This window comes from Luteibacter sp. (assembly GCF_051958795.1).
GTDB lineage: Bacteria > Pseudomonadota > Gammaproteobacteria > Xanthomonadales > Rhodanobacteraceae > Luteibacter.
The window spans coordinates 1-11,923 of sequence record NZ_JBQCFT010000351.1; the positions used below are offsets into that span (position 1 = coordinate 1).

Here is an 11,923-nt window from a genome sequence, read left to right on the forward strand (position 1 = left end):
CCCCCCCAACAATCGCCCCCCCCCCCGGGGGGGGGGCGCGGGGCCGCGCTGGGCGGGGGCTCCCCCCCCCCGCCCCCCCCCCCCCGCTCCCACAGTTTCCTGGTGTCAGTTGGAGGCCACTTGTGGGGTCGTGGTGTTCACCACGCCCTGCAAGCGGTTGAACTGAACCGTGTAGCCCTTCGGTACCTTGAACGCGGTGCCGGTGCCATCGGCGACCTGCTGGCTGATGAAGCCGTTGCCCGTGCCCTGCCACAGCGTGGCGGCGCCCTTGGCGTTGGTGAACAGCAGGTCGGCGAAGCCGTCGCCGTTGAAATCCTCGATGGTGGCGATGCTGTAGCCCGAGGGCGCGGCCATGGTGTTGTCGCTCACCACGTTCGTGCCATCCATCACCCACCAGCGGACCTTGCCGGTGCTGACATTCGCCCAGATGAGGTCGGTCTTGCCGCTGCCGACGATTTCACCCGCGCCCACCAGGTCGAAGCCCGCCGGTGCCGCCGTGCCGCCATCGGTCTTGCTGAACGTGCCATCCCCGTTGTTGATCCAGTACTGGATCGCACGCTTCGGCCCGGTCCAGACGATGTCGACGATGCCGTCGCCGTTGAGGTCGGCAAGGAACGGCGTGAAGCCCGCCGGCGCGTTCACTGTCTTGTTCACACCCTGCGAGCAGTCGAGCTGGTCGAGCCGTCCGAAGTGGATGGTGCCGCTGCAGGCGATGGTCCAAAACCCGAGCTTGCCCGTGCTGCTGTTGACCCACACTTCCTGCGACTTGCCCGAACCGTCGACCAGGCCCGAACCAACCAGGCTCCAGCCCGCGGCATACGGGAAGGTGAAGTCGACCCAGCCGTAGCTGTAGATCGCGAGGTTCAGCGTGTTGTTGGTCGGGTTGTCGCTTTCCATCACGGTCTGGCCGGCCAGCACGCCATCGAAGATGTCGTACGGGATCGCCTTCACCTGGTCGCCCGGCTGGAAGCCATCGACCCAGTGGTCACCCTGCATGCCCGAGTTCCACGTATCCGTGGAAAGCACCGTGCTGCCATTCATGCGTACGAGCGTGGCGCTGCCTGTCTTCGGTGCGACCAGCAACAGCGTGCTCTTGCCATCGAGGATCGAGTTCAGGCCTTCGCCCGGGTTGCCGCTGTCATTGAAGCCGGCGAGATCCCACGTGCGCGGGATCAGCTTGCCGCGTGCCTGTTTCGCGGCGACCGCGTTGGTAAGGTTGGTGACATCGATCGAGCCGAGGCCCGTGGCGTAGTCATAGCCCTTCGTCGCCTTCCACGCCGTCACCAGGGATGCGCGCCCGCCGTCGCTGACGACGCCATACGCCTGGTTCTTCTTCACGTAGCAGTCGGCGGTACCTGCGAAGCAGGGCACATCGATGTCGCCCACCGCCACGTCATGGAACACGCAGGTCGTGTCCTTTGCCTTGCACCCCGCGGCCGGCGAAGCCACCGTGCCGTACTGGGCGCGGGCCAGGTCATACAGGGTGGGGCCGACATTGCCGAGGCGATCGGCGCTGGCCTGGTTAAGCAGGGCCTGCACGCCCGCCATCGCCGGTGCGGCGAACGACGTGCCGCCGGCGCTGTTGAAGATCGAATCGGTGGGGTCGAGGTAGTTGCAGGGTGAGCCACCCTGGTCGGCATCGGACATGCAGAAGATCAGCGCGTGGCCGTAGATGCCATTGGCGGCGAACAGCGAGACGTCCGGCGTGGCGCGTGTCACGTTCTGGTCCATGCCGGCGAGGCCCTGTTGCCAGGTGGGCTGGGTAAACAGGTAACTCGGGCCGCCGCTACCGCCTGCAGTGTTCAGGAACTCCTCGCCCGTGGGCGAGTTGCAGGCGGTGTTCGGATCCTTGAAGCCGAGCACGGCGTAGAGCTGGGCGCTGGCGCAGGAATCGTTCCAGGTCTGCTCGGGGATGTAGCTGATCGCGCTCGCGCCGAGCTCGCCGTTACCCGGGAGCCAGTACTTGCTGTTCTTCTTGAAATCATCGAAGTCGGTACCGCCGACGGCGATGTTGTACGGCGTGCTGCCCAGGCCATTCACCGCGATGCCGAAGGAGGATGCAATCTGGTTCTGGTCACAGCCGGCGACACCGGCATCGCCCGTGGAGACGAACACCGAAATGCCCTCGGCCGCCGCGGTCGACCAGAGGGCCGTGACCACGTCGCTATCGCCGATGGCTTCACTGATGACTTCGCATTCGCCGTAGCTGAGGCTCAGGATCTGCGGCGGTGCGGCCTGCTCAAGCACGTTCTCCGCGGCAAGGAAGGCGCCGAAGTCGGCACCGGTATCGGCGCACGATGCGAGCGTGACATTCGCATCCGGCGCAGCGGCACCGGCCCATTCCGCGTCGAGGGCGGCTTCGCCTTCGTCGGCGTTGGTGCCGGGATCCGAGCACCCCGCGTCGCCGGTGGGATGCACCTGGCTGAAGATGCCTTTGGCATCCTTCGGCAGGAAGGTGTTGCGGAATGTCGCGACGTCGGCATCCAGCACGTTCGTGCGTTCGAGCACGGTCACGGTCTGCCCGGAGCCGCGTACCGGGTTCGCCTGGGTCCACAGCGGATTGACGTTATAGATCGTCCCGAAATCCGCCGGGACCACGTCGTACTGCACCGAGCCCTGGTAGACGAAATTGAAGTCGCTGGACGGCGCGCCGGCCGCGACCCATGCGCCCTTGGCGTTGCGCCGTACCGGCAGCGCATTACGCATCTGCGGCTTCGGGAAGAAGTCGGTCAGCGACGCGACGCCGCGCACGACCGGGATGAGGTCGGTAGGCAGCTTCTGCTCCGTGGCGTTGGCGAAGTGCAGCTTGCCCTCGGCGCGGTAGCGGTGCATCGACGTACCGAACGCCTGCTGCACGGCACCGACGGAGCCGGAGAAGCGGATCAGCATGCCATCGGCGGAAACGCTCTTCACGCCAAGCCCCTGGCCGCCGAGCCACTGCTTTACCGCCGCAATATCTTTCGTGCTCGGGCCGAACTGCTCGCCCACCTGCTGCGCGGTGAGCCACTTGTGGTAGTTCGGGGAAGCGGGGTTATCCAGCGAAGCGAGGTACGCATCGAAACGCTTCTGCTGGTCGGCACCGCGCTTGAGCACCAGCGTCATCGAAGGGATCACCTCGGCGGTGCCCATCGGGCCGCTATCGGTGCTCGTGGCGACATGGACTGGCACGCTGCCTTTCAGCGTCGTCATCTGGCGGGTATCGACCGCTTTGGTCAGCAACGGCGTGGCGGTGGTGCTGCCGGGTGCGGCGCGCGTGGCCGCGTGGGTCGTGCAGGTGGCGCCAGCCGCGAACAGCACGGCGACACCCACCCGCCATGGACGAGAGATGCTTGGTGACATAAAACCCCCGAAGGAAAAGGAATCAGGTTGGCCCGTTATTCCTCGCGCCCAGCTTCGTAAGAAACTGCCCCTCGGCGCGCGCCCCCGCGACACAAGTTCGTGCGGACGGGCCAGACTAGCTTTACATCCGCGGGAAAGTCACACACGCTCCACTGGCCCGGTTCTCACCGATTCCTCACCGTCGCCACCGGGCTTACCAGGGGAAACGCGTGATGATGTCCCGCATCCGTGCATGGCTTGGCAACACACCCATCGACGATCCCGTCGACCGGCGCAACGCGACCTTCATGCAGTTGCTGCTGGTGTTCGAAGGGCTGCGCATCCCGGCGACCAAGCTTTATCTTTTCGCTGGCCACTGGGGATACCTGAGCGAGCATTTCTACGGCAGGGCGCGCATCGGCGCGCCGGCGGCAATGGCGATCGACATCGGTACGGATGTCGCCATGACGATCTCCGCATGGCTGGGCTTCGTGCTGGTGCGCATGGGGCGGTTTCCGCTCGCGGTGGCGCAGTTCGTCGGCACGATGCTTGTCTCGGGCGCGGTGGCCTACGCCGCCTTCGGCTACCACGCCACCGATGGCAATCTCACGCTCATCCTGATCCTTGCGTTGAGCGGGCTGATGCTCGGCCGTCGTGCGTTGTGGATCACCTACGCCGCGGAAGCCCTGATCCTGGTGATGAGCGTGGACATGGAGCCGCTGAAGCTGGCCGATGCGGGGCACCTGCCCGCGTTCCTGCTCGGCATGTACAACGTGCTGCCCATGCGTGCGCTGACCAGTTACCTGCTGATCGCCCTCGTCGTCGACCGGAGCCTGCATGCATTGCGCGACAGCCTGCGCGAATCGCACCAGCAGCGGCAGCAGCTGGCGCACGAGATCGCTGAGCGGGAGCGCACCCAGGCGCAACTGCTGCATGCGCAGAAGATGGATGCCGTCGGCAAGTTCGCCAGCGGGGTGGCGCACGACGTGAACAACGTGTTCGACATCATCCTCGGCTTCTCGACCGAGCGCGACCGCCTGCTGGTCGATGACGAAGCGCCGGACGGCGACATGCGCGCGGTAGCCGATGCGCTCGAGGGCATCGAACTGGCCGCGCGGCGCGGCACCGCGGTGTGTCGCAAGTTGCTCAACTTCAGCAAGCCTGGCGTGGCCCAGGCGGAAACCTTCGATGTCGTGGAGGCGTTGCACGAACTGCGTCCCCTTGCGCGGCAGTCGTTGCCGGCCCGCTGCGAGCTGAGGCTCGAGGCGCCATCGACCCCGCGCCTGATCCATTTCGATCGCAGCCAGTTCGAACTGGCGGTCATCAACCTCGTCACCAACGCGCGTGATGCGATGCCTGGCGGCGGAGCCTGCACGATCGCACTGGAAGATGCGGATGGCTATGTACTGCTTTCGGTTCGCGATACCGGCATCGGCATGGATGCAACGACGCTCGCGCAGGCCTTCGAGCCGTTCTTCACGACCAAGCCCGAAGGGCAGGGCACCGGCCTGGGCCTCAGCGTGGTCCATGGCCTGGTGCTGCAGGCGGGCGGCGACACGCGTGTCGAAAGCTCACCTGGCCAGGGCACGGTCGTCCGGCTATACCTGCCGCTCGATGCGGCGAGCCAGCGTGCCGTGGCCTGAACTCAGGCCTCGATGACGTAGCCTGCGCCGTGTACCGCGTTGAGCGGCAGGGGTTCGCCGAGGGCCGCGAGCACCTTGCGCCGCAGGCGGTGCACCATGGAATCGAGCCGGTGCGGGTCGAAGGCCAGCACGTCGTCCGTGAGTGCGGCGATCAGCGCGTCGCGGGCCACCACCTCGCCAACGTGCTGGAACATGACCTCGAGCAGGCGGCGTTCGCCCCGGGTAAGCATGACCTGGGCGCCGCCGGGCGAGAGCAGGAACCACTCATCCGGGCTGAGCGCCCAGCGGCCACGGGGCCGCGGCGCGGTGGACGGCTGGAGACGCCGGGCCACGCTATAGAGGGTGGCCACCAGCACGTCGATCTCCACCGGCTTGGCCAGGTAGGCATCCGCGCCCTCGAACAGGCCGCGTACGCGATCGACGGTATCGCTCCGGCCTGTCAGCATGATGATGCCGGTGCCGGCATGGGTGGCGCGGAGTTCGCGGGCCAGGCTGAAGCCATCGCCGTCCGGCAGCCCGATGTCGAGCACGAACAGGTCGGGCGGCCCTTGCTGGATCGCTTCCCGCAGCCCTGCCACGGTGCCCGTCGCCACCACCTCGAAGCCGAACTGCACTAATTTCGGCGCAAGGATCCGGTCCCGCACCAGGTCGTCATCTTCAAGCAATACCAGTCGCATCGGGGTAGCTAAGGTCACGTAGGGCCTCCACTTTTCTATACCCATGGGTATACCAAATCCTTGCGACCCTCATTACACTTCTCTTTCAGATTTTTCGTAACCGCTTCACGGAACCGCGACCTTGAATACTTCCGCATCGCTGCGCATCGTCCCGCTGGATAACAAGGCGGAACTGGGGCGCTTCCTCAAGGTGCCTGGCGCCATCATGGGTTCGGATCCGAACTGGATTTCCCCCCTACTGCTGGAACGCCGCCTGCACCTCGGCGCCAAGACCAACCCCTGGTTCGAGCACGCCCGCTGGAAGGGCTGGGTGGCCTACCGCGGCGACAGGCTCGTGGGCCGGATCACCGCCCAGATCGATTACCTGCACCTGGAGCGCTACGAAGACGCCACCGGCTTCTTCGGCATGCTTGAATCCGAGGACAATGCGGAAACGTTCGCCGCGTTGTTCGACGCCGCCGAAACCTGGCTGCGCAGCGAGGGCGTCAAGCGCGTGCGTGGCCCGCTCAGCCTGTCGATCAACGACGAGGTCGGCCTGCTCGTCGACGGGTTCGATACGCCGCCGGTCTTCATGATGGGCCACTCCTACCCGTACTACGCCACCCAGATCGAAAAGGCGGGCTATACGAAGGCCAAGGATATGCTGGCCTACATGATCGCGCCGGACTTCCCCGCGCCGAAGGTCATGGACCGCCTGCTGCGCAGCTCGAAGAAGCCGGTGCGCGTGCGCCCGCTGGACGCCAAGCGTTACGACGAGGAGCTGGCGACGCTGCGCGAGATCTTCAACGACGCGTGGGCGGATAACTGGGGCTTCGTGCCGTTCACCGAGGCGGAGTTCAAGGACCTGGGGCACACGCTCAAGCTCCTGATCGCACCGGAGCTGATCCAGATCGCCGAAGTCGATGGCAAGCCGGCCGCCTTCATCGCGGCGCTGCCCAACATCAACGAAGTGATCAAGGGTTTCAACGGCAAGCTGCTTCCGTTCAACTGGATCAAGCTGCTCTGGGGTCTGAAGAAGAAGTTCCCGAAGTCGTCGCGCGTGCCGCTGATGGGTGTGCGCCGCGAGTTCCACAACACGCCGCTGGGTCCCGGCCTCGCCTTCCTCGTCATCGATGCCGTGCGGCATCATCTCGTGGCGCGTGGCGTGGAGCAGGTGGAGCTGTCCTGGATCCTCGAGGACAATGAAGGCATGCGTAACATCGTCGAGACCATCGGCGGCCGTGACTACAAGCGCTATCGCGTCTACGAGAAGACCATTTCATGAGCAAGCCATCATCCCGGGCCGGCGTCGTCATCGTCGTCATCATCATCGTGGTGGCGCTGGTCTGGTGGCTTGGCCACCGGAAGGCCGCCGACACCGCGGCGGAGGGCCAGCCGGTCGCCGTGGTCACCGCGGTCGCCCGGCAGGGCAGCTTCGCGGTGACGCGTTCGCAGCCGGGTACCGTGACCCCTGCGAACAGCGTGGTGGTCCGCAGCCGGGTGGATGGTGAGCTGACGAAGGTGAATTTCACCGGCGGCCAGCAGGTGAAGCAGGGTGATGTGCTGGCCGAGGTCGACCCGCGGTCGTTCCAGGCGCAGCTGCAGCTCGCCAACGGCGACCTGGCGCGCAGCCAGGCGCAGCTGAGCAACGCGCAGGAGACCCTGAAGCATTACCAGGCGCTGCTGACCCAGGATTCGATCTCGCGCCAGCGCGTGGCCGACCAGCAGGCGCTGGTGAACCAGTACGCCGGCGAAGTGAAGTCGGAGCAGGGCCGTATCGGCACTGCGAACCTGCAACTGTCGAGCACCCGCATTACCTCGCCGATCACGGGTACGGTGGGCCTGCGTCGGGTGGATCCCGGCAACCTGGTGGGCCCTGGCGATGCGCGTGGCATCACGGTCGTCACCCAGTCGCAGCCGAGCAAGGTGCTGTTCTCGGTGTCCGTGCAGGATGCGCCGCATGTGCTGGAGCGCCTGCGTGGCGGCATCTGCATCCCGGTCACCGCGTACGGCGACGACCCGGCCCAGCCGCTGGCCACCGGCCGCCTGCTGGCCGCCAATAACGAGGTCGATCCGGCCACCGGCACGGTCAAGCTCGAGGCGCAGTTCGCCAACGCCAACACCGAGCTCCTGCCTAACCAGTTCGTGACCGCACGGCTGCCGGTGGATGTGTTGTCCAGCGCGACGCTCGTGCCCACCGCCGCCGTCCAGCAGGGTGCCCAGGGCGCGTTCGTTTATGTGATCGGCGACGACAAGACCGCGACCGCCGTCCCGGTCGTGACGGGTCCTGCCGATAACGCGACCACGGTGATCCGCTCGGGCCTGAATGCGGGCGCACGCGTCGTCGTCCAGGGCGCCGACCGCCTGCGCGCCGGCACGGTCGTCAACGCGACGGCCGCGCCCGTAACCGCGGCTGCCGCACCGGTGGTCTCGACCGACTGTCCCAGCGAGGCCGCCGCCACCTCCGCGCCGTCCGCACGCCCGTGAACCCTTCCCGCATCTTCATCCTGAGGCCGGTGGCGACATCGCTGCTGGCCGTGGCGGTGTTGCTGGTGGGCCTGTTCGGCTACCGCTTCCTGTCGGTCTCGGCGTTGCCCGAGGTGGATTTCCCCACCATCGAGGTCGTGAGCGCGTACCCCGGTGCCGGCCCGCAGGTCGTGGCGTCGTCGATCACCGCGCCGCTGGAGCGCCAGCTCGGCCAGATGCCCGGCCTGAGCCAGATGGCTTCGACGAGCGCGTCCGGCAGCTCCACGATCACGCTGCGCTTCAATCTTGCGCTGCCGCTCGATGTGGCGGAGCAGGAAGTGCAGGCCGCGATCAATGCGGTCGCGCCGGCGTTGCCGCCCGACATGTCGCAGCCGCCGCTGTACCGCAAGGTGAATCCGGCCGATGCGCCGGTGATGACGCTGGCGCTGACCTCGCGGACGCTGCCGTTGCGCACATTGCGCGAGCTGGCCGATACGCGCCTGGTCCCGAAGCTTTCCCAGGTATCGGGCGTCGGCCTCGTCAGCATCGACGGCGGCCAACAGCCGGCGATCGTCGTCCAGGCCGATCCGTCGCGGCTCCGCTCGCAGGGCCTGACCCTGGATAACCTGCGTACCGCGATCCGCGATGCGAATTCAAACCAGGCCAAGGGTTCGCTCGAAGGCCCCGAGCGGACGTCGAACGTCGCCCTGAACCACCCGATCGACAGCGCGGAAGGCTTCCGCGACCTGGTCGTCAGCCACGGCGATGGCGCGGTCGTGCGACTGGGCGATGTCGCGCGCATCGTCGATGGCGTCGAGAACACCCGCCAGGCCGCGTGGTCGGGCGACGAGCCTGCGATCGTCCTGCGCATCCGCCGGCAGCCGGGCGCCAATGTCGTCGAAGTGGTCGACCGCATCCGCGCGGTGCTGCCGCAGCTCAGCGCGACGCTGCCCGCCGCGGTCGATATCGCGACGCTGAGCGACCGCACCGAGACCGTGCGCGCCGCCGTGCGCGATGTGCAGATCGAACTGCTGTTCGCCATCGCGCTCGTCGTGCTGGTGATCTACCTGTTCCTCGGCAGCGGCACGGCGACCTTCATCCCGGGCATCGTGGTGCCGCTCTCGCTGATCGGCACGTTCGCCGTGATGTACCTCGCGGGTTTCTCGATCAACAACCTCACGTTGATGGCGCTGATCGTCGCGACCGGCTTCATGGTCGACGATGCGATCGTGATGATCGAAAACATCTCGCGCCATATCGAAGCCGGCGAAGAACCCATGGCGGCCGCGCTGAGCGGTGCCCGCCAGATCGCCTTCACCATCGTGTCGCTGACCGTGTCGCTCGTCGCGGTGCTCATCCCGCTGCTGTTCATGGGCGGCCTGGTCGGCCGGCTGTTCCGCGAGTTCGCGGTCACGCTGGCGGTGGCGATCCTGATCTCCGGCGTGGTCTCGCTGACCCTGACCCCGATGATGTGCGCGCGCATGCTGCGCCGTGTTCCCGCGTCGAAGCCCGCGCGCAGTGCTCGCGATGGTCGCGCGTGGCTTGATGCACTGCTCGCGCGCTACGGCCGCGGGCTGCACTGGGTGCTGGCGCGCCAGACGGCTACGCTTGTGGCTGTCGGCCTGATGGCTGTACTGGCAGTGGGCCTTTACGTGGTCATGCCGCGCGGCCTTTTCCCCGCACAGGATTCGGGCGATATCCAGGCCATCACCGAAGCACCGCCGACGGTGTCGTTCGCAGCGATGACCCGACACCAGCAGGCGCTGACGAAAGTCATCCTGCAGGATCCTGCCGTAGCCAGCGTCGCATCGTTCATCGGTGGCGAAGGCGCCGCGGCCGCGATCAACACGGGACAGCTGCTCATCCACCTCAAGCCGCTGGCGCATCGCGAACGCGTGCCGGCGGTGATGGCGCGCCTCGCGGAAGCGGTACGCAAGGTCGATGGCATCACGCTGCACATGCAGCCGGTACCGGACCTCACCATCGATGACCGGGTGAGCCGCGGCCAGTACCAGTTCTCGATCGAAAACGCCGACCCCGCCCAGCTCGCGCAGGCGGTGTCCCGCGTGGTCGAGCCGCTGCGTGGCGTGCGTGATGTTACGGGGGTCACGACGGACCAGGATGAGCTGGGCCTGGAGGCGTACGTCGAGCTCGATCATGACCTGGCGAGCCGCTACGGAATCACCTCGGCCGCGGTTGGCGATGCCTTGTATAACGCCTTCGGCCAGCGCCAGGTGGGTACCGTGCTCTCGCTGGCCAATCCGCGTCGGGTGATCCTGCAGGCGCTGCCGAATGCCGAGAACCCTGCCAGTGCGATCGGCGGTGTGTATCTCGCTCCAGGCTCGACGGATGCCTCCGGCTCGCTGGTGCCGCTCGCGTCGATCGCCCGCGTGAGCGAGCGGACGGCACCGCTAGTCGTCACCCGCCTCGACCAGCTTCCCGCCGCCACCGTGTCGTTCAACCTGGCACACGGCGTGGCGCTGGATAGCGCGATGGCCACGGTGGACAAGCTGCACAAGCAGCTCAATCTCCCGGCCAGCACGCAGCTGCGCTGGGAAGGTGCGGCCGGGGCCTTCGAGGAGTCGCGTGAAGGGCAGCCCTGGCTGATCCTTGCAACGCTTATCACCGTGTATATCGTGCTTGGCGTGCTCTATGAGAGCGCGATCCACCCGCTGACCATCCTTTCGACGCTGCCGTCGGCGGGCATCGGTGCGCTGCTGGCGCTGTGGGTCGGCGGCTTCGAACTGGATGTGATCTCGCTGATCGGTATCATCCTGTTGATAGGCATCGTGCAGAAGAACGCGATCATGCTGATCGACTTCGCGATCGATGCGCAGCGGCAGCAGGGCCTCGCGCCCCGCGATGCGATCGTGCAGGCCAGCCTGCTGCGCTTCCGCCCGATCATCATGACGACGCTGGCGGCCATGCTCGGCGCGTTGCCGCTGATGCTGGGTGGCGGCATGGGCGCCGAGCTGCGCCATCCGCTCGGCGTGGGTATCTTCTGGGGCCTGCTGGTCAGCCAGTTGCTCACGCTGTTCACCACCCCGGTGATCTACCTCGCCTTCGAGCGCGTGGTCGGACGCAGGCGCGCGGCATGAACGTGTCCCGGCCCTTCATCGATCGACCGGTAGCGACCACGCTGCTGTGCCTGGGTCTGGTGATCGCCGGGGCGTTCGCGTGGCGGTTGCTGCCCACCGCCTCGATGCCGGAAGTGAACGTGCCGACGATCAAGGTGTCGGCGGCACTGCCCGGCGCGAGCCCGGCCACGATGGTCGCGGCGGTGGCGACGCCGCTGGAGCGCTCGCTTGGCCGTATCGCCGGGCTCACCGAGATGACTTCGGTGAACTCGGAAGGGCAGACCGACATCCGCCTCACCTTCGACCTGTCGCGCGACACCACGGCGGCGGCTCGTGATGTCCAGGGTGCGATTAACGCGGCGCGCAGCGACCTGCCGCCCGATATGCCGGCTAGCCCACGCTACCGCGAGGTGAGCTCGGCCGATGCGCCCGTGCTGGTCCTCGCGCTGACCTCGCGCCAGGCGACGCCGGGCCAGATGTACGACGTGGCGTCGACCACCTTCAGCCAGACCCTGGCCCAGGTGGATGGCGTCGGCGATGTGGAACTCGTCGGCGGCTCCGTGCCGGCGTTCCGCATCGCGCTGGATCCGCAGGCCATGAGCCAGCGCGGTGTCGGTTTTGAAGACGTGCGGCGCGCGCTCGCATCCGCGGTGTCCAACCAGCCGACAGGCGTGGTGGAGGCGGGCGACCGCGCGCTGCAGGTCGCGACCAACGGCCAGCTCGATTCGGTGCAGGCCTTCCAGTCGCTGGTGGTCGCGCAGCG

At 66.9% G+C, this 11,923-nt stretch carries 7 protein-coding genes; 5 read left to right on the forward strand and 2 right to left on the reverse strand.

The genetic code is table 11. The features are described from left to right. Nucleotides 1–105 precede the first annotated feature (105 nt). Nucleotides 106–3,339, reverse strand: coding sequence for a protease pro-enzyme activation domain-containing protein (locus tag ACTHLF_RS18680; RefSeq protein WP_440329337.1), 3,234 nt, complete (start codon nucleotides 3,337–3,339; stop codon nucleotides 106–108). A 212-nt stretch (nucleotides 3,340–3,551) separates the two neighbouring features. Here ACTHLF_RS18680 and ACTHLF_RS18685 point away from each other — a divergent pair, with 212 nt between their 5' ends. Then, complete coding sequence (locus ACTHLF_RS18685; protein ID WP_440329339.1) at nucleotides 3,552–4,961, forward strand: sensor histidine kinase; 1,410 nt, start codon at nucleotides 3,552–3,554, stop codon at nucleotides 4,959–4,961. Nucleotides 4,962–4,963: 2 nt separating this feature from the next. Here the strand turns inward: ACTHLF_RS18685 and ACTHLF_RS18690 are convergent, their stop codons facing one another. Continuing rightward, a complete protein-coding gene (locus tag ACTHLF_RS18690) occupies nucleotides 4,964–5,656 on the reverse strand; it encodes a response regulator transcription factor (protein WP_440329341.1) in 693 nt (230 codons plus the stop codon). A 103-nt stretch (nucleotides 5,657–5,759) separates the two neighbouring features. Between ACTHLF_RS18690 and ACTHLF_RS18695 the strand changes: the two genes are divergently transcribed. The 4 genes from ACTHLF_RS18695 to ACTHLF_RS18710 form a co-directional block, all read left to right on the forward strand. Beyond that, nucleotides 5,760–6,902, forward strand: coding sequence for a hypothetical protein (locus ACTHLF_RS18695; RefSeq protein ID WP_440329343.1), 1,143 nt, complete (start codon nucleotides 5,760–5,762; stop codon nucleotides 6,900–6,902). Beyond that, nucleotides 6,899–8,104 carry an efflux RND transporter periplasmic adaptor subunit gene (locus ACTHLF_RS18700; protein ID WP_440329345.1) on the forward strand — a complete coding sequence of 402 codons (1,206 nt, stop codon included), beginning with the start codon at nucleotides 6,899–6,901 and terminating at the stop codon, nucleotides 8,102–8,104. The genes ACTHLF_RS18695 and ACTHLF_RS18700 overlap by 4 nt, the downstream gene beginning before the upstream one ends. Then, nucleotides 8,101–11,181, forward strand: coding sequence for an efflux RND transporter permease subunit (locus ACTHLF_RS18705; RefSeq protein ID WP_440329346.1), 3,081 nt, complete (start codon nucleotides 8,101–8,103; stop codon nucleotides 11,179–11,181). The genes ACTHLF_RS18700 and ACTHLF_RS18705 overlap by 4 nt, the downstream gene beginning before the upstream one ends. Continuing rightward, nucleotides 11,178–11,923, forward strand: a 746-nt coding sequence (locus tag ACTHLF_RS18710; RefSeq protein ID WP_440329348.1) for an efflux RND transporter permease subunit, incomplete at its 3' end; no start/stop codon positions are given. The genes ACTHLF_RS18705 and ACTHLF_RS18710, both read left to right, overlap by 4 nt.